29 protein-coding genes and 1 other RNA gene are annotated in these 25,680 nt (G+C 63.3%); 11 read left to right on the top strand and 19 right to left on the bottom strand.

The window, feature by feature from the left end; all coding sequences use genetic code 11:
• Positions 1 to 10 precede the first annotated feature (10 nt).
• A complete protein-coding gene (locus tag AAC077_RS17515) occupies positions 11 to 586 on the top strand; it encodes an SRPBCC family protein (protein WP_339772289.1) in 576 nt (191 codons plus the stop codon).
• 209 nt (positions 587 to 795) lie between these two features.
• Here the strand turns inward: AAC077_RS17515 and AAC077_RS17510 are convergent, their stop codons facing one another.
• The 5 genes from AAC077_RS17510 to mgtE form a co-directional block, all read right to left on the bottom strand.
• A complete protein-coding gene (locus tag AAC077_RS17510) occupies positions 796 to 1,827 on the bottom strand; it encodes an AI-2E family transporter (RefSeq protein WP_339772286.1) in 1,032 nt (343 codons plus the stop codon).
• A gap of 53 nt (positions 1,828 to 1,880) precedes the next feature.
• Positions 1,881 to 3,659: an SLC13 family permease gene (locus tag AAC077_RS17505; protein WP_339772361.1), complete on the bottom strand. Its 1,779-nt coding sequence runs from the start codon at positions 3,657 to 3,659 to the stop codon at positions 1,881 to 1,883.
• Between the two features lie 123 nt (positions 3,660 to 3,782).
• Positions 3,783 to 4,607: a TIGR00282 family metallophosphoesterase gene (locus AAC077_RS17500; RefSeq protein WP_339772283.1), complete on the bottom strand. Its 825-nt coding sequence runs from the start codon at positions 4,605 to 4,607 to the stop codon at positions 3,783 to 3,785.
• Between the two features lie 114 nt (positions 4,608 to 4,721).
• A complete protein-coding gene (locus AAC077_RS17495; protein ID WP_339772280.1) occupies positions 4,722 to 5,276 on the bottom strand; it encodes a 5-formyltetrahydrofolate cyclo-ligase in 555 nt (184 codons plus the stop codon).
• Positions 5,273 to 6,682: a magnesium transporter gene (gene mgtE, locus AAC077_RS17490; protein ID WP_339772275.1), complete on the bottom strand. Its 1,410-nt coding sequence runs from the start codon at positions 6,680 to 6,682 to the stop codon at positions 5,273 to 5,275. Before mgtE ends, AAC077_RS17495 begins: the two co-directional genes overlap by 4 nt.
• A 115-nt stretch (positions 6,683 to 6,797) precedes the next feature.
• Here mgtE and guaD point away from each other — a divergent pair, with 115 nt between their 5' ends.
• Positions 6,798 to 8,084: a guanine deaminase gene (guaD, locus tag AAC077_RS17485; protein WP_339772272.1), complete on the top strand. Its 1,287-nt coding sequence runs from the start codon at positions 6,798 to 6,800 to the stop codon at positions 8,082 to 8,084.
• 17 nt (positions 8,085 to 8,101) lie between these two features.
• On the opposite strand, the gene AAC077_RS17480 is transcribed toward guaD, so the two are convergent.
• The 5 genes from AAC077_RS17480 to AAC077_RS17460 form a co-directional block, all read right to left on the bottom strand.
• The gene (locus AAC077_RS17480) at positions 8,102 to 8,518 is read right to left on the bottom strand and encodes a GFA family protein (protein ID WP_339772269.1); all 417 of its coding nucleotides are present in this window, start codon (positions 8,516 to 8,518) and stop codon (positions 8,102 to 8,104) included.
• A gap of 28 nt (positions 8,519 to 8,546) precedes the next feature.
• Positions 8,547 to 9,887: an 8-oxoguanine deaminase gene (locus AAC077_RS17475; protein WP_339772266.1), complete on the bottom strand. Its 1,341-nt coding sequence runs from the start codon at positions 9,885 to 9,887 to the stop codon at positions 8,547 to 8,549.
• Positions 9,884 to 10,678 carry a histidinol-phosphatase gene (gene hisN, locus AAC077_RS17470; protein WP_339772264.1) on the bottom strand — a complete coding sequence of 265 codons (795 nt, stop codon included), beginning with the start codon at positions 10,676 to 10,678 and terminating at the stop codon, positions 9,884 to 9,886. The genes AAC077_RS17475 and hisN overlap by 4 nt, the downstream gene beginning before the upstream one ends.
• Positions 10,679 to 10,739: 61 nt before the next feature.
• Positions 10,740 to 11,111, bottom strand: coding sequence for a helix-turn-helix transcriptional regulator (locus tag AAC077_RS17465; RefSeq protein ID WP_339772261.1), 372 nt, complete (start codon positions 11,109 to 11,111; stop codon positions 10,740 to 10,742).
• A gap of 414 nt (positions 11,112 to 11,525) precedes the next feature.
• Positions 11,526 to 12,401 (bottom strand): LysR family transcriptional regulator, encoded by an 876-nt coding sequence (locus AAC077_RS17460; RefSeq protein ID WP_339772258.1) that lies wholly within the window; start codon positions 12,399 to 12,401, stop codon positions 11,526 to 11,528.
• Between the two features lie 127 nt (positions 12,402 to 12,528).
• Between AAC077_RS17460 and AAC077_RS17455 the strand changes: the two genes are divergently transcribed.
• The 4 genes from AAC077_RS17455 to AAC077_RS17440 all read left to right on the top strand — a co-directional run bounded on the left by AAC077_RS17455 (position 12,529) and on the right by AAC077_RS17440 (position 14,520).
• Positions 12,529 to 12,744: a DUF1127 domain-containing protein gene (locus AAC077_RS17455; RefSeq protein ID WP_339772255.1), complete on the top strand. Its 216-nt coding sequence runs from the start codon at positions 12,529 to 12,531 to the stop codon at positions 12,742 to 12,744.
• A gap of 159 nt (positions 12,745 to 12,903) precedes the next feature.
• The gene (locus AAC077_RS17450; RefSeq protein WP_339772253.1) at positions 12,904 to 13,644 is read left to right on the top strand and encodes a Bax inhibitor-1/YccA family protein; all 741 of its coding nucleotides are present in this window, start codon (positions 12,904 to 12,906) and stop codon (positions 13,642 to 13,644) included.
• Positions 13,645 to 13,729: 85 nt separating this feature from the next.
• Positions 13,730 to 14,197, top strand: coding sequence for a GNAT family N-acetyltransferase (locus tag AAC077_RS17445; RefSeq protein ID WP_339772250.1), 468 nt, complete (start codon positions 13,730 to 13,732; stop codon positions 14,195 to 14,197).
• A 14-nt stretch (positions 14,198 to 14,211) separates the two neighbouring features.
• Entirely contained in the window at positions 14,212 to 14,520 is a 309-nt protein-coding gene (locus AAC077_RS17440) for a DUF1272 domain-containing protein (protein ID WP_339772248.1), read from the top strand.
• On the opposite strand, the gene AAC077_RS17435 is transcribed toward AAC077_RS17440, so the two are convergent.
• From AAC077_RS17435 to gatC, 8 genes are all read right to left on the bottom strand, one after another.
• The gene (locus tag AAC077_RS17435; protein WP_339772245.1) at positions 14,517 to 14,999 is read right to left on the bottom strand and encodes a GNAT family N-acetyltransferase; all 483 of its coding nucleotides are present in this window, start codon (positions 14,997 to 14,999) and stop codon (positions 14,517 to 14,519) included. The two genes, AAC077_RS17440 and AAC077_RS17435, sit on opposite strands and share 4 nt — an antisense overlap.
• Positions 15,000 to 15,132: 133 nt before the next feature.
• Entirely contained in the window at positions 15,133 to 15,300 is a 168-nt protein-coding gene (rpmG, locus tag AAC077_RS17430) for a 50S ribosomal protein L33 (RefSeq protein WP_028958297.1), read from the bottom strand.
• 239 nt (positions 15,301 to 15,539) lie between these two features.
• The gene (locus AAC077_RS17425) at positions 15,540 to 16,802 is read right to left on the bottom strand and encodes a D-amino acid dehydrogenase (protein WP_339772242.1); all 1,263 of its coding nucleotides are present in this window, start codon (positions 16,800 to 16,802) and stop codon (positions 15,540 to 15,542) included.
• Positions 16,803 to 16,969: 167 nt separating this feature from the next.
• Positions 16,970 to 17,377, bottom strand: an RNA gene (gene rnpB / locus AAC077_RS17420) — RNase P RNA component class A.
• 82 nt (positions 17,378 to 17,459) lie between these two features.
• The gene (locus AAC077_RS17415) at positions 17,460 to 18,116 is read right to left on the bottom strand and encodes an N-acetylmuramoyl-L-alanine amidase (protein ID WP_339772239.1); all 657 of its coding nucleotides are present in this window, start codon (positions 18,114 to 18,116) and stop codon (positions 17,460 to 17,462) included.
• Positions 18,116 to 18,835: a hypothetical protein gene (locus tag AAC077_RS17410; RefSeq protein WP_339772236.1), complete on the bottom strand. Its 720-nt coding sequence runs from the start codon at positions 18,833 to 18,835 to the stop codon at positions 18,116 to 18,118. The genes AAC077_RS17415 and AAC077_RS17410 overlap by 1 nt, the downstream gene beginning before the upstream one ends.
• Before the next feature lie 49 nt (positions 18,836 to 18,884).
• Positions 18,885 to 20,372 carry an Asp-tRNA(Asn)/Glu-tRNA(Gln) amidotransferase subunit GatA gene (gene gatA / locus AAC077_RS17405; protein WP_339772233.1) on the bottom strand — a complete coding sequence of 496 codons (1,488 nt, stop codon included), beginning with the start codon at positions 20,370 to 20,372 and terminating at the stop codon, positions 18,885 to 18,887.
• On the bottom strand, positions 20,372 to 20,659 hold the full coding sequence (gene gatC / locus AAC077_RS17400) for an Asp-tRNA(Asn)/Glu-tRNA(Gln) amidotransferase subunit GatC (RefSeq protein ID WP_339772230.1): 288 nt from the start codon (positions 20,657 to 20,659) through the stop codon (positions 20,372 to 20,374). The genes gatA and gatC overlap by 1 nt, the downstream gene beginning before the upstream one ends.
• Positions 20,660 to 20,866: 207 nt before the next feature.
• Between gatC and AAC077_RS17395 the strand changes: the two genes are divergently transcribed.
• Positions 20,867 to 21,559 carry a metal-dependent hydrolase gene (locus AAC077_RS17395; protein ID WP_339772228.1) on the top strand — a complete coding sequence of 231 codons (693 nt, stop codon included), beginning with the start codon at positions 20,867 to 20,869 and terminating at the stop codon, positions 21,557 to 21,559.
• Here the strand turns inward: AAC077_RS17395 and AAC077_RS17390 are convergent.
• A complete protein-coding gene (locus AAC077_RS17390) occupies positions 21,556 to 22,005 on the bottom strand; it encodes a nucleoside deaminase (protein ID WP_339772226.1) in 450 nt (149 codons plus the stop codon). The genes AAC077_RS17395 and AAC077_RS17390 overlap by 4 nt on opposite strands.
• A gap of 63 nt (positions 22,006 to 22,068) precedes the next feature.
• On the opposite strand from AAC077_RS17390, the gene AAC077_RS17385 reads away from it, so the two are divergent.
• From AAC077_RS17385 to AAC077_RS17370, 4 genes are all read left to right on the top strand, one after another.
• A complete protein-coding gene (locus AAC077_RS17385) occupies positions 22,069 to 23,187 on the top strand; it encodes a pseudouridine synthase (protein WP_339772223.1) in 1,119 nt (372 codons plus the stop codon).
• Positions 23,188 to 23,358: 171 nt separating this feature from the next.
• Positions 23,359 to 23,556 carry a hypothetical protein gene (locus tag AAC077_RS17380; protein WP_339772221.1) on the top strand — a complete coding sequence of 66 codons (198 nt, stop codon included), beginning with the start codon at positions 23,359 to 23,361 and terminating at the stop codon, positions 23,554 to 23,556.
• Positions 23,556 to 24,461 carry a 5-bromo-4-chloroindolyl phosphate hydrolysis family protein gene (locus AAC077_RS17375; protein ID WP_339772219.1) on the top strand — a complete coding sequence of 302 codons (906 nt, stop codon included), beginning with the start codon at positions 23,556 to 23,558 and terminating at the stop codon, positions 24,459 to 24,461. The genes AAC077_RS17380 and AAC077_RS17375 overlap by 1 nt, the downstream gene beginning before the upstream one ends.
• 15 nt (positions 24,462 to 24,476) lie before the next feature.
• The gene (locus AAC077_RS17370; RefSeq protein ID WP_339772216.1) at positions 24,477 to 25,673 is read left to right on the top strand and encodes a toxic anion resistance protein; all 1,197 of its coding nucleotides are present in this window, start codon (positions 24,477 to 24,479) and stop codon (positions 25,671 to 25,673) included.
• Positions 25,674 to 25,680 lie beyond the last annotated feature (7 nt).

The following is a 25,680-nucleotide window of genomic DNA, read 5'->3' as shown; positions in this document are numbered from 1 at the left end:
TGGAAACACCATGCACAGTTCATTTCCCTTCACATCAACCGCACTTGCCGCCCCATTGCTTGCAATCGCGTTCAGCGCACCTTTGGCGGCAGAGACGTCCTGCGATGCACGCTTGATGAGCGGCAGCATCGCGCAGCTCAGCCCGACCCATGCCACAGTCGATACATCGGTGCTTATCAACGCCGCCCCGAAGGATGTCTGGGCAACCCTGACCGACTTTGACAACATGGCGGGCTGGAGCAGCAGTACATTGCAGGGCATGACCGGAGACATCCAAGACGGCGGGAAGGTCACGATCAGCTTTATCTTCGGATCGGATGAGAAAGGTGAACCCAATTTAATGGAGATCCCTCACACGCTTATGTATGAAGATGGACAATCCTTCGGCTGGTCCGACCCGTTCTCTGACGACATTGGCGGCGGTCACGACAACCATCTCTATCGCGTCGAAGCCTGTGGTGATCAGACCCTGTTCATCCAGTCCGACGAGGTGGTCGACAACCCCTATGCGGCGAACTTTGTGGCTCAGTTGTTGCCGATGTATCAAACCTTCAACGCAGAGCTAAAAGCCTCTGTCGAGGACTAGCATCCGTATTCGTGGCGCGAAGCTGACTGATAAGTATTCGCGCCACTCCAGCCAAAGCCGACGTTCACTGCGATACAGAAGCGCGGTAAAGAGGCCCCAACCCCGACCTTTCGCCGCAGCTATCGCAAAGGGCGGCTTGCTCGCAATTCGGTCAGATCATCCCTCGTACGCCGGTTATCCCGCCCCCACCGCCGATGCGCGCTGCCCCTTCAGATCTTGCCGCTGGCCGACAGCAGCACCGCGATGGGACGCGCCGATTTGATCTCGGCCAGCACGATCACCAGGCTGGCCGTCAGCGGCACCGCCAGCAACGCACCGGGCAGTCCCCAAAGCGTGCTCCAGAACGCCAGCGCCAGCAGCACCACAAAGGGGCTAAGGTTGAACGCCCGCCCCATCATCCGCGGTTCAAGATAGGCACCCACCACCACCTGCGCCGTGGTCAGCGCCACCAGCACCGTGGCAGCCATACTAAGCGTGCCGAATTGCGCAAGGCTCAGCAGCACGGGAAACAGCACGCCGATCAGCGATCCGATATAGGGTATGTAGTTCAGGAACGCGATCAGCACCGCCCAGAACAGTGCAAACTCGATCCCCAGCACCAGCATGATGACATAACAGGCGACGCCAAGGATCACGTTCAGCGTCGTTTTCACGAACAGGTATTGCCCGATCCGCTCGTTGACCCGCGACAGCAGCGAAATCGCGCGGCCGCCGGCCTCTTCTCCGCCCATGGCGACCACCACCTTGCGGGTCATTGCGCCGCGTTCCGCAATGAAAAAGCTGGCATACAGCACGACCAGAAACAGCGTGGTGCCAAACCCGCGCAAGGACAGCAGGGCCGGCGCGATCCAAGACCGGAAATCGACCTGATCCAGCGTGACTGCACGCACGTTGGCCCATGTCGGCTCGTCTTCGATCCCCAGCAGGCTGGCGTTGCGGGTGATCAGGTTTTCCAGGTTCTGCTCGTAACTTGGCAGGGCGGCGGCCACTTGCGACAGGTTGTTCAACACCAGAATGAACAGCAGGATCACGAACAGGGTGAACACCAGCAGGATCAGCGCGCGCCGCGCCCAATCCGGCAGGCGGCCAACGACGGGCAGCTTTTGCATACTCTCGGCAGCGGTCAGCAGGATATAGACCGAGATCAGCGCCGCCAACACCGGCAACAGCACCGGCTGTCCGATCCAAAGCAGCCAGCCGATCATCAGGGTCAGTGCGATGCCGTAGGTTGCATTTCGCAAGGTTTTCCCGTCCTTCCCCATATCCACCGGTGCGGCTGCCTCGTCGCGCATGATTACAACGGCCACAGGAACGGGATCACCGCCGAGGCCAGCAATCCGATGCTCAGGTTCAGCGGAATGCCCACCTTCATAAAGTCGGTGAACTTGTAGCCGCCGGGGCCATAGACCAGCATGTTGGTCTGATACCCGATGGGCGTGGCAAACGATGCGCTGGCCGCGACCATCACCGCCACCACCAGCGCGCGTGGATCAATGCCCAGCGCGCTGCCCAAACCGATGGCAATCGGCGTCATCACCACGGCCACCGCGTTGTTGCTGACCAGTTCGGTCAGCACGCTGGTCAGCAGGTAAATCGCCCAGATGATGAAGAACGGCGGCAGGTCCGAGATTACAGGGGCGATGCCGTTGGCAATCAGGGCCACGGCGCCCGACGCCTCAAGTGCGGCGCCAATCGCCAGCATCGCAAAGATCAACGCCAGCAGGCTGCCGTCGATGAATTCAAACGCCTCGTCCGCGTCGATACAGCCGGTGATCAGAACAATCGCCACGGCCAGCACGCTCAGCAGCAGGATCGGCGCCACGCCAAAAGCAGCAAGCGCCACGATGCCGATCAGCGCGCCCACAGCAATCGGGGCATGTCCGCGCCGGAACGCACGGCTTGACGGGTGCGAAACATCGACCATGTCCATGTCGGACGCCAGCCGTGCGATGTCTTCCTGCGCGCCTTCCAGCAGCAGCGTGTCGCCCACGCGCACCACCAAATCGTCCAGTTGCTGGCCGATGTTCTGGTTTCGCCGGTGCACCGCCAGCGTATAGACCCCGTACCGCCGCCGCAGCCGCATCGACCCAAGCGACCGCCCGATCATCTTGCAGCCGGGGGTGATCAAAACCTCGACCGTCTGGGTTTCCACCGCAGACACCTGATCGACGCGCTTGAGTTCCTTGTTGCTTTGCAGGCTTAGCAGTTCCGTCATCTGCGTGCGCAGCACCACGCGGTCGCCCACTTGCAGGCTGACAGCGCCCAGATTGCGCCGCAGCGACTGGTCACCGCGCACCACGTCGATCAGCCGCACGCCTTCGCGTTTGAACAGTTGCACGCCCGACACCTCGCGCCCGATAAGGTTGCTGTCGGGGGGGATCACGGCTTCGGTGAAAAACTTCATCTTGCGTTTGTCACTCAGCAGGTTGGCCATGCTGTCGCGGTCTGGCAGCAGCCAGGGTGCGACAAACCGCAGATAGATCATGCCCCAGACCACCAGAATGGCACCCAATGGCGTGACCTCGAAAATCGAGAACGGTGCCATGCCATTGGCCCGCGCCGCGCCGTCGACCAACAGGTTGGTCGAGGTCCCGATCAGCGTCAGCGTGCCGCCCAGGATCGCGGCATAACTCAGCGGGATCAACAGCTTGGACGGGGCCAGCCCCATGGTTTTGGAGATTTGCATGAACACGGGGATCATCACCACAACCACCGGCGTGTTGCTGACGATGGCGCTGGCCAACACGACAAAGGCCATCAGCATGCCGATCGCCAGCGCCGGATTGGTGCGGGCATGGCGACTGGCCAGCGCAGTAAACGCATCCAGCGCACCGGTGCGCACCAGCGCGCCCATGATGATGAACATCGCCGCGATGGTCCAAGGGGCCGGGTTCGCCAGCACCAGCCGCGCCGCGTCATAGGGCAGAACGCCGGTGGCCAGCATCACGGCAGCACCGGTAATCGCAACAACCTCGGTCGGAAAGGTTTCGCGCAGGAACAGGATGAACATGATCCCGACAATGGTCAGCGTCAAAACCGCACTGCCGGTCTGCGAAAGCTGGAAAATGCCCATATGTGGCGGCTCTACCTTGTGAAAATGCCCGTTGGACACTTTTGCCGATCAGACAGGGCGCTGCAAGCACATGCGTGCATCCGCACACTTGTCAGATCAACAATGCGACCCGAACACCGCTTTTCAGGCAACCGGCGATGGCCCCGCAGACGGCAAGCGTCCGCCCTGGCGCACCATTTCGATCCGCGTCGCCTTGCCGGTCTTGTCGTCGGTCTCGATGTAGACGCCTGACAGGGTCACCTCGCCCAGTGCGGGCGTGAACCGTTCCTTGGGCATACCGGTGATGAACCGGCGCAGCGGCTCGTCACGTTGCATTCCGATGACGCTGTCGTAATCGCCGCACATGCCCGCATCGGTCAGATAAGCGGTGCCTTTCTTCAAGATCATCGCATCCGCCGTCGGCACGTGGGTGTGGGTGCCCACGACCAGGGACGCACGCCCGTCGCACCAATGGCCCATGGCCATCTTCTCGCTGGTCGCCTCGCAATGAAAATCGACAATCACCGCCGACGCCTGACCGCCCAAGGGATGCGTGCGGAACACCTGTTCGGTGGCCGAAAACGGATCGTCAAAGGGGCGTTTCATGAACACCTGACCCAGCGCCTGACAGACCAAAACCTTGCGCCCGCCCCGTGCCTCGAACAGACGCGCGCCCTTGCCGGGGGCCGATTTGGAGAAATTCAGCGGCCGGATGATGCGCGGCTCGGCCTCGCAGAACTGCAACATGTCCTTCTGGTCGAACGCATGGTCGCCCAGCGTCACACAATCCGCGCCCGCTTCAAGAATGCCGCGCGCATGTGCCGCCGACAGCCCCATCCCCGAGGTCGCGTTCTCGCCGTTGACCACGACAAAATCCAGCTTCCACGCTTCGCGCAGCTTGGGCAGCCCCTGGGACACCGCCTGTCGGCCCGCGCGGCCCATCACATCGCCTAAAAACAATATCTTCATGCGGCCCTCATAAGCGCCACCAAGCCCTGCAAACAAGCCCCCCAACTTCTTTTGGCCAAAAATATCCTGGGGGAGCGCCGCAAGGCGCGGGGGCAAAGCCCCCAAAGATCCCCATCAGAACTGGATCACACCCGTCTCGGTCACAATCATGTCCAGCGGCTGGTCGGTTTCTTCCAACGGCAACGCCTCGGCCTCTTGCGCGGCAAAGGCAAAGCCGACGGCCAGCACCGGCCCCCGCGCGCGCAGCCCTTGCAGCGTGCGGTCATAGAAGCCGCCGCCATAGCCCAACCGCCCGCCGCGCCGGTCAAAGGCGACCAGCGGCACGATCACGATCTGCGGCACCATCCACGCGTCGACCATCGGCACCCGCGCGCCAAAGGGGCCGTCGCGCAGGGGCATGTCCGGTTCCCATTGCGAAAACTGCAACGGCAGCCCTGCCCCCTGGATCACCGGCACGCCGACGGGGCCATAGGCCGACGCTTCGGCCATCGCCGCCAGCGGATCAATCTCGGTGCGAATGGGTACGTATCCCGCAAGCGGCACGCCCCGGTGCCCTGCCAGCAGTTCCGACAGCACACCGCAGGCGGCCGGTGCTGCGGTGTCAAACGCCACCTTGCGGCGGGCAAAGGCCACCTTGCGCGCCGCTGCCTTTTGCGCCTCAAGCGTCACAGCAGAACTGCCGCCGCCAGCCCGAGGAAGGCAAAGAAGCCGACCACATCCGTCACCGTCGTCACGAACGCGCCCGAGGCCAGCGCGGGGTCCACCCCAACACGGTCCAGAACCACCGGAATGACCGTTCCGGCAAAGCCTGCAACCACCATGTTCACCACCATCGCGGCGGCAATCACATAGCCCAGTTCGGGTGAACCGAACCACGCCAGTCCAACCAGCCCCATGACAACCGCAAACAACAGCCCGTTGAACAGCCCCACCAGCACCTCGCGCCGGATCACCCGCCAGACGTTGCTGCCGGTCAAATCCTTGGTTGCGATGGCGCGCACGGCCACGGTCAGCGACTGGGTGCCCGCGTTGCCACCCATAGACGCCACGATGGGCATCAGCACGGCCAGCGCCACGATCTGCGCAATCGCCACCTCGAATTGCGCAATCACCAGCGATGCCGCGATCGAGGTCAGCAGGTTCACCGCAAGCCACGGCATCCGCTGTTTGGTCGTCTCGATCACACGGTCCGACAACGACCCCTCGCCCACACCGGCCAGACGCATGATGTCTTCTTCGTGTTCTTCGTCCAGCACGGCCATCGCATCGTCGATGGTGATCAGACCGATCAGGCGGCCCTCGTCGTCGACCACGGGGGCCGAGATCAGGTGGTACTGGTTGAACGCATAGGCCACGTCGCTTTCGGGCTGCGTCGCGGGAATGACCCGAAACGTCGGCTCGACAATTTCCAGCAGCGGCACATCACGGCGCGAGCGCATCATCTTGCCCAGCGTGACATTGCCAACGGGGTGCAGACGGGGATCGACCACGACGATGTGATAGAACTGGTCGGGCAGATCCTCTTCGGACGAGCTGCGCAGGTGGTCGATGGCGTCGCCCACGGTCCAGTGTTCGGGGGCCATCACCACCTCGCGCTGCATCAGACGGCCGGCCGAGAATTCAGGGTACGACAGGGCCTGTTGCACGGCCAGACGGTCGGCATCCTCAAGGGCGTCAAGGATCGCACCCTGCTGGGTGTCGTCCATGTCCTCGACCAGATCGACCACGTCGTCGCTGTCCAGATCGCGCACCGCCTGCGTCAAAACCTGCGGCGTCAGGATCGCGATCACTTCGTCGCGAATGCTTTCATCCAGCTCCGACAGGATGTCGCCGTCGAACTCTCGGTCATAGAGCCGGATCAACCTTGTGCGGTCGAAAGCGTTGACCTGTTCCAGAAGGTCGGCGATGTCAGCCGGGTGCAGTGGCTCCATCAGTTCGATCAGCTTGGCCTGATCTTCGATATCGACCGCATAAAGGATCGCGCTGACCGCTTTGCGGTCAAGCTGATAGGCCTCGTCCGAGCGTTCCTCTTCGACCTTGGCCTCGTTTTCAATCGTCTCGATGTCGTCAGCCATGGCCCGGTCCCCGCGTTGCGTCCGCGACCATAAGGGCGGCGGTTTCGGTACACAATGGTGCGGCGGCGGCAAAGGTCAATTTACCTTTGCGCTTTGCGCGCTTAACGTGCGCTGCATGAGCAAACAGATCCTTCTGACCGGCCATGTGCTGGTGACCACGGGCGACCCGTTCGCCGCCCCCGATGCGGTGCAGATCCATGCCGGTCACGGCGTGCTGATCGAAGGCAGCCGCATTGTCGCTGTCGCACCCGCCGAAATCCTGCGCGCGCAGGCGCCGCAAGCCACGGTGCACAGCCACGCAGACCGGCTGATCCTGCCCGGTTTCGTCGATGCCCATGTGCATTACCCGCAGACCGCGATCATTGCGAGCTGGGGCAAGCGGCTGATCGACTGGTTGAACACCTATACCTTTCCCGAGGAATCCCGCTTTGGCGACGCGGACTATGCCGCACAGGTGTCGAACAGCTATCTGGATCTGGCGCTGGCCCATGGCACCACGTCGATGTGTTCCTTTGCCACCATCCACCCCACGTCTGTCGATGCGTTCTTTCGGGCGGCAGCGGACCGCGACATGCGGGTGGTGGCGGGCAAGACCTGTATGGACCGCAACGCCCCTGACACCCTGCGTGACACGGCGCAAAGCGCCTATGACGACAGCAAGGCATTGCTGACCCGCTGGCATGGGACGGGCCGCGCGCACTATGCAATCACGCCGCGCTTTTCGCCCACGTCAACGCCCGAACAGCTTGAGGCGCTTGGCGCGCTGTGGGCCGAACACCCCGATTGCCTGATGCAGACACATCTGTCGGAACAGGTGGACGAGATTGCCTGGGTCCGCGACCTGTATCCGCAGGCCCGTGACTATCTGGACACTTACGAGGCGCACGGGCTGCTGGGCGCGCGCGGGGTGTACGGCCACGCGATCCATATGGAGCCGCGCGAGGTCGACCGGCTGGCCGAGGTCGGCGCGGCGGTGGTGCATTGCCCCACATCGAACACCTTTATCGGGTCGGGCCTGATGGATCTGGCAGGGCTGGCAGCGCGCGGGATTGCCGTGGGACTGGCCACCGACACCGGTGGCGGGTCATCGTTTTCGATGTTGCGCACGATGGCCGCGGCCTATGAGATCGGCCAGTTGCGCGGCACACCGCTGCACGCGCGGCAATTGTTGTGGCTGGCCACCGCCGGATCGGCGCGCAGCCTGCATCTGCACGACCGCATCGGCACGCTGGCTGCGGGATACGAGGCGGACATTTGCGTGCTCGACCTCGCCTCGACGCCCGCGATTGCGCAGCGGGCGGCCAATGTGTCGGACATATGGGAGGCGGTCTTTGCCACGATCATGATGGGCGACGACCGCGCCGTGGCGCAGGTCTGGGTGAACGGGCGGGCGGTGGGTTAGCCCGCGCGTGCCCTCCCCTAGCGCGGCGGTAGCTTTTCGAAACAAGGCAATCCTTCGGCCACCGTGTGAAAAGGTTGCTGATCGCAGGTATAGATCGCCGCAGCAGGCCCGCCATAGGCCCCTGACGGATCATCCAGCGTGCCGACCTTTACAATCACATGCCCGCCCCGACGCGGGTTCAGGGTGACCAGATGCGTGCCGCAGTCTGCACAGAATTCGCGCGTGACGGGGTCGTCCAGATCGGCGCGTTTGAACTGCTTTGGCGCACCTTGGGTATAGGAAAACCCTTCGCCCGTCATCAGCATGAAAAAGTTCGGACCGCCGCCGGTCAGGTATTGGCATTCGCGGCAATGGCACTGCGCCTTGAACATCGCATCGCCCGAGGTTTCATAGCGCACAGCGCCGCAATAACATCCGCCTGTGTGGTGCGTCATGATGGCATCCTCCCTTGGATTGCCACCACTATAACGCCTCGCGCAGCCGACCGGCGAGTTTATTCTGCCGTGCAATCACGGCCCCCATGTCCAGCGTCGTGACCTGCCCGTCGCGCACGATCTGGCGGCCTTCGACGAACAGGTCGCGCACCGCAGTCGGTCCTGCCAGCAACAGTGCCGCCGGGTCCCAGCTGCCTGCGCTTTCGATGCCGCTGACGTCCCAGATGGCCAGATCGGCGCGTTTGCCCACCGCGATGCGGCCACAGTCGGGGCGGCCCAGCACGTCGGAGCCGCCACGGGTGGCAATCTCCAGCGCCTCGCGCGCGCTCATCGCGTCGGCCCCGTTCGCGACACGTTGCAACAGCATCGCCTGCCGCGCTTCGGCGACCAGATTGCCCGCGTCGTTGCTGGCCGATCCGTCAACGCCAAGACCCACGGGCACGCCTGCGTCGCGCATTTTGCGCACAGGGGCGATGCCGCTGCCCAGACGGCAGTTCGAGCATGGACAATGGGCCACGCCCGTGCGGGTGCTGGCAAACAGCGCGATCTCGGAGGCATCCAGTTTCACGCAATGCGCGTGCCAGACATCCGGCCCGACCCAGCCCAGATCCTGCGCATATTCGCCCGGTCGCTTGCCATAGGCGGCAAGGCTATAGGCGATATCCTCGTCGTTTTCAGCCAGATGGGTGTGCATCATCACGCCCTTGTCCCGCGCCAGCAGCGCCGCGTCGCGCATCAGCTCGGTGCTGACCGAGAACGGCGAACAGGGGGCCACGCCCACGCGGCACATCGACCCTTCGGACGGATCGTGAAAGGCGTCGATGACCCGGATGCAATCGTTCAGGATCGCGGCCTCGTCCTCGACCAGCGTGTCGGGGGGCAGGCCGCCCGCGCTTTCGCCAATGCTCATCGCGCCGCGCGTGGGATGAAATCTCAAACCCAGCTCTGCGGCTGCGTGAATCGTATCCTCAAGCCGCGCACCGTTGGGATAAAGGTACAGGTGATCCGACGACAGCGTGCAGCCCGACAGCGCCAGTTCGGCCAGCCCGACCTGCGCCGAGGTGTGCATGTGATCGGGCGTGAACCGCGCCCAGATCGGATAAAGCGTTTTCAGCCAGCCGAACAACAACGCGTCCTGCCCGCCCGGCACGGCGCGGGTCAGCGTCTGGTACAGGTGGTGGTGGGTGTTCACGAGGCCCGGGGTCACGACGCACCCCTTGGCCAGAACCGTCTCGCCGGTGGTCCGCAGCCCCTGCCCCACGGCGGCGATCTGCCCGTCCCGCACCAAGATGTCGGCACCGGTCAGTTCCCGGCGGTCATCATCCATGGTCAGGATGTGGTCGGCACCCTGGATCAGAACCTCGGTCATGCGTGTTTTGCCAGAATGGCCAGCGCCTGTGCGTGGATGTCGGCATTGGCGGCGGCCAGCGCGCGCCCGCCGTTGTGGGCGGGGCCGCCCTGCCAGTCGGTGACGATGCCGCCGGCCGCTTGGATCAGCGCGATGGGGGCCTGAATGTCATAGGCGTTCAGCCCCGCCTCGATCACCAGATCAACCTGCCCTGCGGCGACCAGCGCATAAGCATAGCAATCCATGCCATAGCGCGTCAGCCGCGCGCGCCCTGCCACGTCGGCGAAAGCTGCGGCGTCGGCGGGGGTTCCGACCTCGGGGAAGGTGGTGAACACGGTGGCCTGCGACAGCGGACGCGCGGCGCGTGTTTGCAACGGCGCGTGCCCTTGTGGCCCATGCACCCACGCGGCCTGTGGCGTGCCAATGAAACGCTCGCCGATATAGGGCTGGTCGATGATGCCAATCTCGGGGCCATCCGCCCCGCCCACGGCAATTAGGACGCCCCATGTCGGGGTGCCCGAAACAAAGCCGCGCGTGCCGTCGATCGGGTCCAGCACCCAAGTCAGCCCACTGGTGCCTGCAACGCTGCCGAACTCTTCGCCCAGAATGGCATCGTCGGGGCGCAGGTCGGCCAGCACCGCGCGCATCGCCTGTTCGGCGGCGCGGTCTGCGATGGTCACAGGATCATAGCCGCCGTCCAGCTTGTTTTCAGCCGTCAGCGCGCTGTTGCGAAAATGGGGAAGGATCGCGGCGCGGGCCGCATCGGCCAACTGTTGCGCCACGTCCAGCAGGGCATCATGTATCTGTGTCATGCTGCCGAGGTGCCAGTTTGACGGATGCAAAGCAAGTGCATCCCCCACCTGTCAGCAAGGTTTATGCAACGTCGCTGAGAACGCGGGCCAGTTCGAACAGGCGGCGGCGCTGGTTCTTGGGGATCGCGTAATACGACCGCACCAGATCCATCGCTTCCTTGTCTTCCAGCAGGTCGCCGGACACGAACCGGTTGGAGGTCGGTGCGCTGTGCGCGCCATCAAGTCCCTCGAAGAAGAAGGCAACATTGACACCCATCGCCTCGCCGATGTCCCAAAGACGCGACGCGCTGACACGGTTGGCACCGGTTTCATACTTCTGGATTTGCTGGAACTTGATACCGACCATCTCGGCCAGTTTTTGTTGGGTCATACCAATCAGCCAGCGACGCTGGCGAATTCGTTTCCCGACATGCTCGTCAACCTTGTGAGCCAATTTATACCTCCTACAGAAACGCCATGCTGAAGAAGATACATTCAAATTCAGGCTTGGACACACTAACACACTTATGTCTTAAAATATACGCAATTGGCGGGTAAAATCAACTGTTCTGGCGTTCAACTTAGAGTGTTTTCCGCAGATTGCGCGCGTGAACCGGCCAAATCCGCCAGCCACTCGCGGCCCGCAGACAAGGTGACCCTAGGTAAAGAAAGCGTTTCGCACGCCGGAAGCCGCCAAAGATGATTCGCGCCAGCATACTATGGCTATTAGCGACGAAATCGCGGTCCAGATGCCTTTGGCCAATGCGCAGGTGATGATTGCCGAACATCCCGCAGCAGGCCGGCGAGGGGTTCAGACCACCCAACTCAAGGTAGAACAGACCCCGCCAATGCCCGCCCGAAAGCCACGTTAAACGGCGCGCAGTTTGGTTTGCTCTTCGGCCCCAAAAGACCGCCGCAACAGGTCGGCCAAGGCGTCGTGCACTACATTTTTTGACGTGGTCGCGCCATACAGGTTAATCATCTGTGCGGGCAGGTCCGGCAGATGGCCGCCGTGGTCGATCCGCTCCAGATGCGGCGGCTCGGTGCCTTCGATCATGGTGTTGATGGCCAGATCGGCGCTGACCGTGGCCTCGATGGTGCGGTCGCTGTCGGTTTCCACGATCACGTCCCAGTCGATGCCTGCCTTGTCCAGCCGTTCGATGACACGGGGCCGGAATGTGCAGTGGCGACCAAAGGCCAGCTTCAGGGGGCGTTGCCGCCACGCCGACCCGTTGGGCGCACCCAGCCAGCACAGCGGCTTGACGCACAGGGTTTCGCCCCCCGCATCCACGAAGGTTTCGGTGGTCAGGATCAGGTCGCATTCGCCCTTGCCGAAATCCTCTTTCAGCGCCTTGGTGTAGCAAGAGATCAGATGCACCTGCACCCGCGGGAAAGCGGCGTTGAACTGTTTCAGCACGCGCGGGATCGCCGGGTAGACAATGTCGTGGGGCACCCCCAGCCGGATCTGCCCGACAAAGGCCTGATCGGTCAGGCGCACGATCACCTCGTCGTTCAGCGCGACCATACGTTTGGCATAGACCAGCAACTGTTCCCCCGCCGAGGTCAGCGCGATGGTGCGCCCCGACCGGTCCAGCAGCTCCAGCCCCAATGTTTCCTCAAGCCGTTTAAGCTGCATCGACACCGCCGATTGGGTCAGATGCAGAAATCCGGCCGCACGGGTCACGCCCCCGGTTTCGGCAACAGCGGCAAACGACCGCAGCGTGGTGATGTCCAGATTTCTCATACATCAAGCTCCTTGATACATCGCAGCACAAACATTCGTTTTAAAAATGTTACATGAATTGGCATATACATCAACAGAATTGATGGAAACCCGACGTTTCATGCGCCGCCCCGAAGGATAGACAAAGATGACCATGATAGATGCAATCGCCCGCTCGACCTTGTTTACAGCGACAAAACGCACCGGACCGACCCGCGCCAGCCTGCTGGGCCTGTGGCGGTCGCGCCGCGCGCTGGCACAACTGGATGCTGCCGCACTGGACGATATTGGCGTGTCCGCGCAACAGGCGCAGGCCGAAGCCACGCGCCCGGTTTGGGACGTGCCGGCCAACTGGAAAAAATAATCCCGTCCCGGTGAGAAAAATATTCGGCGGTCGCCTGCAAAAAGCAGGCGATAACGCACCGAAAACACTTGAAACCCCGGCCTCGCATCCCGATATTTGAAGCACTAACGCCGCAGGCTGAAATCTGCGGATCATCAGTGTTAATAACGGAGGCTTTCAATGGCTGACATCAACACGATCCGGACAGCAGCAGCTGGCACACGCTCTGCCGAGATCGACGCCGGGCTTCGCGCCCACATGAACAAAGTCTACGGCACCATGTCCGTAGGCATGTTGCTGACGTTCCTCGTGGCATGGGCCGTGGGGTCGAACCCCGACCTGTTGGGGATTTTCCGTGATCCCGCAACGCTGCAACCCAACATCCTGGGCTGGATCGTGATGTTTGCACCATTGGGCATGATCTTTGCCTTTGGTGCCGCGATCAACCGTCTGTCTGCGGCGGGCGCACAACTGTTCTTTTACGCTTTCGCGGCCATCATGGGCCTGTCGCTGAGCTGGATCTTTGTTGCCTTTACCGGCATGTCCATCGCGCAGGTGTTCCTGATCACCTCGATCGCCTTCGCGGGTCTGTCGCTGTGGGGCTACACCACCAAGAAAGACATCTCGGGTTGGGGTTCGTTCCTGATCATGGGTGTGATCGGTATCCTGGTGGCTTCGATCGTCAACATCTTCCTGCAATCGCCGGCGATCATGTTCGCTGTGTCGATCCTGGGCGTGCTGATCTTTGCCGGTCTGACCGCCTATGACACGCAGAAGATCAAAAACGACTATATCCAGCACGCGGCCCAAATGGACAGCGAATGGCTGGGCAAGGCAGCGATCATGGGTGCGTTGAACCTGTATCTGGACTTTATCAACATGTTCATGTTCCTGCTGCAACTTTTCGGCAGCCGCGAATAACGCGCGTTCCAACAGAACCTCTTTTGAAAGGGCTGGTCGCAGGACCGGCCCTTTTTCTTTGTCCGCCCGCTTGAGGGATCACATCATGATCACCACCCTGCCCCCCGACCGCGCCGCCGTGTTAGAGCCGTTGCTGCGGCAAGTGCATGATCTGCATGTCGCGCACCAGCCGCAGCACTATCTGCCCACGCCCGAGGCGCGGGTGCTGCGCGGGTTTCTGACCGACTGGCTGGCGCAACCGCAGGTGACGGCGCTGGTGGCGGGGGATGTGGACGCGCCCATGGGCTATCTGGTGTTCGAAGAAGAACGCCGCGCGGCCTCGGTGCTGAAACCCGCGGTGCATCAGGCGGTGCTGCATCACGTCTGTGTGGATGCAGCCCACCGCCGTCTGGGCATCGCCGCAGCCCTGATCGCGCACATGCGGTTGCTGTGCCGTGAGGCCGGGATCAGCCGCATTCGGGTGACCTATGCCGCGTTCAACACAGCCTCGGCCCGGACGATGGCGCGGGCGGGGCTTGACCCGACCACGATCATTGCCGACGGTGCGCTGTAGATAGGAGAGCGATAATGCTGGAACTGCGCCCCAACTGCGAAATGTGCGATGTGGACCTGCCGCCCGAGGCGGAAAATGCCCGCATCTGTAGCTATGAATGCACCTTTTGTGCCGATTGCGTTGACCAGCATCTGCACAACGTCTGCCCGAACTGCGGCGGCGGCTTTGTTCCGCGCCCGATCCGGCCCAAGGGCGCGCATCGTGCAGGCACGGGACTGGGCAACCATCCGGCAGGCACCAAGCGGCGGACGATGAACCATCCGCCCGAAACCGTCGCATCCCTGTCGGCCCAGCTGCGCGACGTGCTGCCGACCGAACGCTAGGCTTCCAGCGTCCGTTCCATGCGGATCGCGGGAAAGCTGACCTGATCGCCCATGCGCACATCCAGCGGCCCCAACGTGCGGAAGCCCACAGCCTGATTAAACCGCTCGGCCGTGCGGGTCGACCAGCATTCCATGCGCCGCACCCCCGCAGCACGGGCGGCGTCAAAGCTGCGGTGCATCAGCCAACTGGCCACGCCTGCGCGCAACTGGCGGGGGTCGGTGACCAGATGGCGGATATGGCCCAGCGTCGGGTCATCGGCATCGGGTGTCCACCCCCCTGCCCCGATCACGGCATCGCAATCCTTGATCACGTAATATGTGCCACAGGCCAGCAATTCGGGCCGCGCGCGGGTCATCAGCGGCAAGGCCGCCGCCAGCTCGTGCGGCGCGTAGTCACGGGCCAGCAGCACGGGATAGCTGCGCATCAACAACGCATCGACGGCGGCCCTGTCTGTGGCGGTGGCGGGGCGGATGAACATGGTCGGTCTCCTGTCGGGCGGCTGGAGCGCGCCTGCGGGGGGATTGGGACCGTGCCTGTGGTGCAAGGGGGTAGATACGCAAAAGGCCGCGTCCTTGCGGCGCGGCCCAGCGTATCGAAAATTGAAAGCGATCTTACTTGATCTTGCCTTCTTTGTATTCAACGTGCTTGCGCGCAACGGGGTCGTATTTACGGACCGACATTTTTTCGGTCATCGTGCGTGCGTTTTTCTTTGTCACGTAGAAGTGGCCTGTGCCCGCGGACGAGTTCAGACGGATCTTGATCGTGGTTGGCTTCGCCATGTCTCTTCTCCTGCTGCGCCGGTGGCCTCGGTAGGCGGGCGCGTAAATCCTGAACCCCGCCTTCTAAGCAGATCGCGGGGTGAGTCAACCGCAAAAGAGGCACGCAGGCCGGAATTGCAGCAAGTTCTGCGCGCGTTGCCTGCGTGGTGCATTCACGGGGCCGCGTGCGCTTGGGTCGTCTATCCTGTCACATCGGGCGACACAACGGGAATACGGTGCTGAGACCCCAAGATTGCAGCCTAGTTTCCGGCAAATCTGGCGGCTGTCAGCCCGTCAAAGGAAATCTCGGGTGTCTTGCCCATGACCACGTCGGCCACCGCCCGGCCCGACCCGCAGGCCATGGTCCAGCCCAGCGTGCCGTGGCCGGTGTTCACAAACAGGTTTTCGTATTTGGTCGGCCCCAGCACGGGCGTGCCATCCGGCGTCATCGGGCGCAGGCCGGTCCAGCCCTCGGCGCGGGAAATATCGCCGCCCTTGGGAAACAGATCGCTGATGACATGTTTCACCGTGTCGGTGGCATGTGGCCCCAAGCGGTTGGAATAGCCTGCAATTTCAGCAGTCCCTGCCACGCGGATGCGGTCGCCCAGACGGGTGATGGCCACCTTGTGCGTTTCGTCCATGATCGTCGACTGCGGCGCGAAGGCATCGTCGGTGACCGGCACGGTGACGGAATACCCCTTGACCGGATAGACCGGCAACCTGACCCCGATGGGGTTCAGCACGTTCACCGCATAGCTGCCCATGGCGCAGACGTAAGCGTCGGCGGTGATGCGCCCCGCAATCTCTGTGTCGACGCCCGCGATCTTGCCGTCCTCGACCGCGATGGATTTGATCGCCTGACCGTATTGGAATTCAACACCCATTTCCGCGCATTTTTCCGCCAGCGCGATGGTGAACATCCGGCAATCACCCGTGCGGTCCGCGGTCAGGCGCAGCCCGCCGACGAATTTGTTGCGCACCTCGGCCAGGGCCGGTTCGACAGCGATACAGGCGTCGCGGCCCAGAACCTCGTAGGGGGAATCATATTCGGCCAGAATCTCCTGATCGGCCTTCGATCCCTTCATCTGCTTGGCGGTGCGGAACAACTGCAAGGTGCCCTGCTCGCGGCCATCATAGTCAATCCCCGTTTCGGCAATCAGCTCGGGCATCACGTCGCGCGAATAGTTCGACACCCGCACCATGCGCCCCTTGTTGATGCGATAGCTTTCGTCGTTGCAGTTGCGCACCATGTCGATGCACCATTTCCACATGGTCGGGCTGATCAGCGGCCAGATGAACAGCGGGCGGCGTTTCATGAACAACCATTTGACCGCCTTCATCGGAATGCCCGGTGCCGCCCAGGGCGATGTCATGCCATAGCTCAGCTCGCCCGCGTTGGCATAGCTGGTTTCCAGCCCCGGCCCGATCTGGCGGTCGATCACCACGACCTCGGCCCCCTGCTTGGCCAGATAATACGCGGTGGTGACGCCAATGACGCCAGCGCCCATTACGACAACTTTCATCTGCGTGGCCTTTCGATTCCATAGAAAAAACAGCGTGGTTCGGCGCGATGTTAACACGGCTTTCGGCGCATGGGCGTTTATTCGCCCTGTGGCGACGCTCATCGGATTGGTCCGTGGTCGGTGGCCGTGGCGCTGCTGGAAAAAGATGCAGATGTAATAAAGGCCAATTGCGCGGAAGGCCTGTAAGCCGGATTTTGTCCAGGGGGTTGCCCCCCTTGGATGGCCATTCATCTTGGCACAGAGTTACCCCTGCGCCTCTAGCTGCCAACCCGGACCTGCTCGGGCCAAAGCAGCCCTGCGGCTTGCGCCACACGCGGTCCCTATTTGGCATTGCTCCCGGTGGGGCTTGCCGTGCCGGTCCGGTTGCCCGTCCCGCGGTGGTCTCTTACTCCACCGTTTCACCCTTACCCCTATGTGATGTCGGTTGCCCGATCCGCATAAAGGCGGTCTGTTCTCTGTGGCGCTTTCCCTGGGGTTGCCCCCGCCGGGCGTTACCCGGCACCGTGTCTTTGTGGAGTCCGGACTTTCCTCGGACGCGAAGTTGCCCCCGCCCCCGCGGCCATCCAGCCTTCCGCGCACCGGCGGCTTAGACGCTTGCAGGTGCGCGCGTCAATGGGGCGTCGGGTGTTTGTGGCGAAACGGCCCTCCGGGGGGAGTTTATCTGGCAAGATGAAGGGGGGCGTAGTCTTCTGCCGTGAGCGGGCCGGTCGCCTTGGGACGATAGCGCAGGCGCACCGCGTGCAGCAGCGCGTCGTCGGTGACATCGGCAGTGTAGCCTGCGGCGCGGGCGGCGGCGCGGAAGGTTTCGGGGGTTGGATCGGTCGGACCAGCCCCAGTGCCGCGCGGGGCTGCAAGGCCAGCAGCCTCAAGCCGGGGCCAGTCGAAATGCGGGCCGGGGTCGAACTTGCGGTCGGGGGCCATGTCGGAATGACCGATGACACCCTGCGCAGGGATCGACCAGCGGTCAAGGATACCGCGCAGCAAAGTCATAAGGCTGCGCATCTGTGTCTCGGGAAAGGGACGCTGGCCGTCGTTGTCCAGTTCGATCCCGATCGAGCGCGAATTGACATCGTCGCGCCCTGCCCAGTGGCCTGCACCCGCGTGCCAGGCGCGCAGGTGTTCGGGCACCAGTTGCGTCACGGTGCCGTCTTCGGCAATCAGGTAATGGGCAGAGACCTCGTATTGGGGGTCACACAGGCGTTCCAGTGCCGCATCGGCGCTGTGCATCGCGGTGTAGTGGATCACCACCAGCTCGGGCACCAGCCCGTCCCTGCGGGGGCCGCAGTTGGGGGACGGGTGGCTGTGGATCTGCATCAGTTCTGCGCGGCGCGCCGGAACGGGCTGGGGTCCCAGTTGCAGGCAAATCCGTCGCCGTCGGGGTCAAGCCCCATACGGTCGCGCGACGGGCCGCCGCTGGACAGGAAATCAATCTGCGCGTCGTCGTCGTTGGGATATTTCGCACAGTTGCGCGCCATCTTCGACTGACCGCCAAAGCCAAGGCGCGTGTACACCTTGGTGCCGCGTTCATGTTTGGTTTGCAGGGCGTATTGGACCACGTTGGGGCCGGCCGATCCATCGCGGGCGGGCAATTCGGTGGGTTGGACCACCTCGTATTGCGCGGCGTTCTGGGCGATGCGGGCCTTGTCGCTGGCGATGGTCTGGCGCGAGGCCACGGCGTCAAAGTCGTTTTCGTCCGAGATGCCGGGGTTGCTGAACGTTGCGGGTGCTGGATTGGACGGGCTGGCGTTCACCACCTCACGACCCGAGTTTGCAGCGGCTGCGCGTTCATCCTCGGCCAGCGAGGCGGCGACCAGATCGGGGTCAAAGCCACCCGTTGCGGCGGGCGCTGGCGCAGGTTCGGCGGCACCATCCAGCGTTTGACTGGATACGGCAGGCGCAGCAGGCACAGATTGCGCATAGCTGTCAAACCCCACGCCGCGTCCGGGGCTGCCCACGCCGGCGGCGCTGTCAGGAACGGCCGGTTGGCACGCGGCCAATGCACCCAGTGCTGCGGCGATCAGGTAAAATCTCATGCGCTTCTCTGCCCATTTGCGTGGGTCTGTGCCCACTGTTTATGGCTGCTTACCACCATTTTCCCGGTTTTGCCACAAATCCGGCCGCTTGTTCGAGCGCATAAGCGGAAGACAGCAAATCGGCCTCTTCCCAGGGCCGTCCGATCAATTGCAGACCCAGCGGCAAACCCTGCTTGTCCAGACCCGTGGGCACAGCCACGCCCGGCAGCCCCGCCATGTTGACCGTAACGGTGAACACGTCGTTCAAATACATCTGCACCGGATCGGCATGGGACATCTCGCCCAGTCCAAAGGCCGCCGAAGGGGTGGCCGGTGTCAGGATCGCATCGACACCTTGGGCGAACACGTCTTCAAAGTCTTTCTTGATCAACGTGCGCACGCGGCGGGCACGGTTGTAATAGGCGTCGTAGAACCCTGCGGACAGCACATAGGTGCCCACCATCACGCGGCGCTGCACCTCGGCGCCGAACCCTTCGGCGCGGGTTTTCTCGTACATTGCGGTGATGTCGTCGCCGGGGTCTGCCTTGGCACGATGGCCAAAGCGCACGCCGTCATAGCGCGCCAGGTTCGACGAGGCCTCGGCGGGGGCGATCACGTAATAGGCAGGCAGCGCGTATTTGGTATGCGGCAGCGAGATGTCGACGATCTCGGCGCCTGCGTCACGCAGCATGGCCGCGCCATCATCCCACAGCTTTTCAATATCCTCGGGCATGCCGTCCATGCGATATTCGCGCGGGATGCCGATTTTCTTGCCGCGGATGTCGCCGGTCAGCGCCGCCTCGAAATCGGGCACGGGCAGGTTGGCGCTGGTGCTGTCCTTGGGATCGTATCCGCACATCGCGCCCAGCATGATCGCACTGTCGCGCACGGTCTTGGTCATCGGTCCCGCCTGATCCAGCGAAGAGGCAAAGGCCACGACGCCCCAGCGCGAGCAGCGCCCGTAGGTCGGCTTGATCCCCACGATGCCGGTAAAGGCCGCAGGCTGGCGGATCGACCCGCCGGTGTCGGTGCCGGTCGCGGCAAGGCACAGATCGGCCGCCACGGCAGCCGCCGAGCCGCCGGACGAGCCACCCGGCGTCAGCTGCGCGTCGTCATTGCCACGCCGCCACGGGTTCACCGCGTTGCCGTAAGCGGATGTTTCGTTGGACGAGCCCATGGCGAATTCGTCCATGTTCAGCTTGCCCAGCATCACCGCACCGGCGGATTTCAACTGCGCGGTGATGGTGGATTCGTATTGCGGCAGGAACCCTTCCAGAATGCGGCTGGCCGCCTGCGAAGGCACGCCTTCGGTGCAGAACAGATCCTTGATGCCGATGGGCAACCCGCACATGTCGGGGGCGTCGCCCGCCGCGATACGCTTGTCCGCTTCGGCGGCACGCTCCAGCGCGATCTCGGGTGTGTGGTGGACAAAAGCGTTCAGCGCCCCCGCCCCGTCGATGGCCTTCAGGCAGGCTTCGGTCAGTTCCTTGGACGTGGTGTCGCCGCGGCGCAGGGCATCGCGGGCATCGGCCAGCGTCAATGTGTTCAGATCGGTCATTATTCCACCACCTTCGGCACGGCAAAAAATCCTTCACGGGCGTCGGGCGCGTTGGCCAGAACCTTGGCCTGTTGGTCGCCGTCGGTCACCACGTCCTCGCGGCGCGTCAGCCGCTGCGGGGTCACGGATGTCATCGGCTCGACACCATCCACATCCACCTCGTTCAACTGTTCGATGAAGCCGAGGATGGTGTTGAATTCAGCCGCCAGCGCGGGCAACGCATCTTCTTCCACCTTGATCCGGGCCAGCTTGGCCACGCGGGCCGCCGTGCTTGTATCAATCGACATCGGAACTCTCCTTCATCTGCTTGGCAAGGGCTTTACCGCCCTGCCCGCCACGCTGCAAGGGCCACGCCGCTACGCGATGCCCCCAACGCGCATGGTGGCTGCAAAAACACGCGGGTCCTCCCTTCTCTGGTTCAAAAAAATCCCTGGCCAAGGCTCCCCAAAGCCGCCAGATGCACTACCATCGGCGGTGAACAAAGGAGACATCGCATGAACATCATCTGGCTGGGCCACGGATCATTCCGCATCGAAATCGAGGATCAGGTTCTGCTGATCGACCCTTGGCTGACCGGCAACCCGATGCTGGACACGGACAAGGCCCGCGCCGCCTGCGACGGGGCCACGCAAATCCTGGTCACCCACGGGCATTTCGACCACACACAGGACGTCGCGGATTACAGCAAGGACAGCGGCGTGCCGATTTCCGGCATTGTCGAATTGATCGGCTATCTGGTGTCCAAAGGTGCTGTCGAAGGCAGTGCCTTCAACCGGGGCGGCACGATCCAGTTGGGCAAAGTGTCGGTCACGCTGGTGCCGGCCTCGCATTCCTCGTCGATCATGGACGGCGATGTGCCGCTGTACATGGGGCAGGAATGCGGGTTCATGATCCGCGGCGAAGGCAAGTGCATCTATGTTTCGGGCGACACCGACATCATGGCCGACATGGAGTGGATGGGCGATTATTATAAACCCGATGTAGGCATTCTGTCAGCAGGCGGGCACTTTACCATGGACATGAAGGCGGCGGCCTATGCGGCCAAGCGGTATTTCAACTTTTCAACCGTGATTCCCGCGCATTACCGCACGTTCCCGCTGCTGGCGCAGGATGCGAAACCACTGGTGGACGGGCTACCAAACGTCGATGTGATCGAACCTCAGGTGCTTGAGCCGATCAAGATCTAACGCCGCGCGGCAAAGAACGCTTTCAGCATCGCCTCGGCTTCGGCTGCGGCGATGCCGTCGTAGATTTCGGGGCTGTGGTGGCTTTGCGGATGGCTGAACACCCGCGCCCCCTGGGCCACGCCGCCCGATTTGGGATCAGACGCCCCGTAATACAGCCGCCCGATGCGCGCGGCGGCGATGGCGGCGGCGCACATGGCGCAAGGCTCTAACGTCACATACAGGTCATGGCCCACAAGACGTTCCGACCCCGCCGCAGCGCAGGCTTCGCGGATGGCCAGAATTTCGGCGTGCCCCGTCGGGTCGCACATCTCGCGGGTGCGGTTGCCGGCCACGGCCACCACCTGCCCCGCCGGGTCCACGATCACAGCGCCCACCGGCACCTCGCCCCGCGCGGCGGCGGCGGTGGCGGCGTCCAGCGCGCGGTCCATGTAGCTGCGAAAACTCATGCCGTCACATGGCCCGATAAGGGACGCTTTCGCAAGGCCGCGAATTGCTCTATGCCGCGTGACATGAGCACAGACACACCCCAGGGCGATCGCATCGCCAAAGTCCTCAGCCGCGCAGGCGTCGCCAGCCGCCGCGAAGCCGAACGCATGATCGAAGCCGGACGGGTCACCGTCAACGGCGTCAAGATCGACAGCCCCGCGCTGAACGTCACCCCCGGCGACATGATCGTCGTCGATGGCAAACCCGTGGCCGAACCCGAACACGAACGGCTGTGGCTGTATCACAAGCCGGTCGGTCTGGTGGCGACGGATTCGGATGAAAAGGGCCGCAAGACCATTTTCGAAGACCTGCCCGAGGATATGCCCCGCGTGATGAGCGTCGGACGGCTGGACATCAACTCGGAAGGGTTGCTGCTGCTGACCAACGACGGCGGGATCAAGCGCAAGCTGGAACTGCCCGCGACCGGCTGGCTGCGGCGCTACCGCGTGCGGGTCAACGGGCGGCCCACCGAGGATACATTTGCCCCGCTGCGCGACGGCATCACCGCCGATGGTGAACGGTTCCAGCCGATGCAGGTGACACTGGACCGCCAGCAAGGCGCAAACGCATGGCTGACCGTGGGCCTGCGCGAGGGCAAGAACCGCGAGATCAGGCGCGCCATGGAAGAAATCGGGCTGAGCGTGAACCGTCTGATCCGCGTCAGCTATGGTCCCTTCCAGTTGGGTGATCTGAAACCGGGCACCGTGGAAGAAGTGCGCCGCAAGATCCTGCGCGACCAGTTGGGGCTTGAGGCGCTGGAGGTGGCACCCACCGGCACCGCCACACGCAAGCCCACCGTCAAACGCCCCCATGGTCCGAAAACATCCGGTCAGCGCCCCGGCGCTTCCGGTGCTCGGGCGGGCGGGAACTTTGCCGGTGGCAAGCCTGCGGGGCGCACGTTCAGTTCGGGTGGCAAATCCGGTGCGGACAGGTCCGAGCGGCCGGACGGCGCGCGCACAGGCGGGGCAAAACCTTCGGGGGCGGGCCGGACGTTCAGCAGCAAGCCCTCGGGCGGTGGCAAGACATTCAGCAGCGGCAAACCGGCGGGCAGTAAACCGGCGGGCAGCAAACCCGGCGGCGCGCGTCCGGCACGCGGCGGCCCCGCGCGCCCCTCGAAACCGGGCAAACCGCCACGGCGCTAGGCAGACACGCGCCGTGCAGCGCCCGCGCGCAGTTTCCCCCTTGCGCCCTGATCTGATTGTCACAATCCTGCTGTAGCCGAACACCAAGACGACACGCCCCGCACGCAGACCACTGGTAAAATCCGGCAGTGTGCGTATGTATTATAGCACTGTTGAACAAAGGCCCTGCGGATGTCCCGACTGATCCTGTTTGCGATACTGATCCTTGCCATCGTGGTGGCCGCCGGTGCCGTGGCCTCGGTGTTTCGTCAGTCGTCCAAGCCTGCAAAACCCCATGGCGCGCCCACGGGGGCGATCCCCAAAGTGGCCTTTGGCCTGCTGATGGTTGTGATGCTGGGCGTTGGCTTGGGCATGATGGGGGCGGACTGATGGCGCAGCGGTATGGCGGCAAGTTCAGCACGCAGGGCGACACGTCCAAGGACACCGGCAAGACACGCGGTTTCGTGCAGGCCCCCGCGCAGGTTGATCCGGCGGGGCTGCGGTCGAACCTGATGTTCCTGCCGCCGCTGGCGCTGGCGCTGACCGCTTTTGGCGACGGCCCTGTGCTGCTGGCCACCGGCCTGGTCGGCGCAGCCATCTGGGCGCTGGCCGCAGTGCTGACCCGCGAAGGCCTGCGCGCCGAGGCGGCCTATCACGACCGCAAGGTCGCCCGCCGCCCTGCCCTGCCGCGCAAGATGCTGGGCAGTGTCGCCGTGGCCGCAGGCGCGGTTCTGGCCGGCGTGACGCATCAGTCGGACATCATATCGTCGGTCATTTACGGCGTGATCGCCGGTGGCCTGCATATCGCCGCATTTGGCATCGACCCGCTGCGGTCCAAGGGCATGGAAGGCGTCGACACCTTTCAACAAGACCGTGTGGCCCGTGTGGTCGACGAGGCCGAGAATTACCTGCGCGAAATGTCCGACGCCCTGCTGCGCGCCAACGATCGCAAGATGGAAACCCGTCTGGCCCAGTTCCAGGCCAAGGCCCGCACCCTGATCCGCACGGTCGAGGAAGACCCCCGCGACCTGACAGCGGCACGCCGATACCTGGGCGTCTACCTGATGGGGGCCCGCGACGCGACGATCAAGTTTGCCGACATCTATGCGCGCACCCGCGACGCACAGGCGCGGGCCGATTACGCCGCCCTGCTGGACGATCTGGAACAGAATTTTGACGCGCGGACCCGATCGCTGCTGCTGGACGACCGCAGCGACCTGAACATTGAAATCGACGTATTGCGCGAGCGGTTGCAACGCGAAGGCGTGCACATCGGCTCTCAGAAAAACGAGTAAGGTAAGGAAAAAGTCATGTCTGATAACGTGCGCCAACAGGCGGAAAAATCACTGGCCGAGGTCGAGCAGATCAACGCGGTTGTCCTGCCCGAGCCCAAAGAGGCCACCGCCGTCGTTGCCCTGAAAGACGCCGACGCGCCCGTCAGTGCCGAAATTCGCAAGCGCATGGACGAGATTGACATGACCGACACCCAGTCGATCGTGTCGTTCGGATCGGCGGCACAGGCTGAGTTGCAAACCATCTCGCAGGCGATGCTGAGCGATGTGCGCAACAAGGACGTGGGCCCCGCCGGCGACAGCCTGCGCAGCATCGTATCAACCATTCGCGGTTTCAGCGTATCCGAACTGGACGTGCGCCGCGAACGGTCGTGGTGGGAAAAGCTGCTGGGCCGCGCCGCGCCCTTTGCCAAGTTCACCGCCCAGTTCGAAACCGTGCAGGCGCAGATCGACAAGATCACCGACAATCTGCTGACCCATGAGCATACGCTGCTCAAAGACATCAAATCGCTGGATGTCCTCTATGAGAAGACCCTGAATTTCTACGACGAACTGGCGCTGTACATCGCCGCCGGCGAGGCCAAGATCGAAGAGATGGACGCGGATGTGATCCCCGCCAAAGAGGCCGAGGTGAACGCCGCCCCCGAGGACGAACAGGTGATGAAGGCGCAGGAACTGCGCGACCTGCGCGCCGCGCGCGACGATCTGGAACGCCGGGTGCACGACCTGAAGCTGACGCGTCAGGTCACCATGCAATCGCTGCCCTCGATCCGTCTGGTGCAGGAAAACGACAAGTCGCTGGTGACCAAGATCAACTCGACCCTCGTGAACACCGTGCCGCTGTGGGAAACCCAGTTGGCACAGGCCGTGACCATGCAGCGCAGCGCCGAAGCCGCCACCGCCGTGCGCGATGCCAACGACCTGACCAACGAACTGCTGACCGCGAACGCCAAGAACCTGCGCGAAAGCAACACGATGATCCGCACCGAAATGGAGCGTGGCGTGTTCGACATCGAGGCGGTGAAACAGGCCAACGCGGACCTGATCGGCACCATTCAGGAAAGCCTGGCCATCGCGGACGAAGGCAAGGCCAAGCGTGCCGCCGCCGAGGCGGACCTGAAAAAGATGGAAGCAGACCTGCGCGATACGCTGGCTTCGGCCAAGGCGCGCAAGGACGGCACCGGTGATGTCGCCGGCACGTCCGTTCCGAACTAAGGCGGGG

Source organism: uncultured Pseudosulfitobacter sp., assembly GCF_963976325.1.
GTDB lineage: Bacteria > Pseudomonadota > Alphaproteobacteria > Rhodobacterales > Rhodobacteraceae > Pseudosulfitobacter.
Note: the sequence above shows the minus strand (reverse complement) of the source record. Positions and strands in the feature narration are given on the sequence as shown.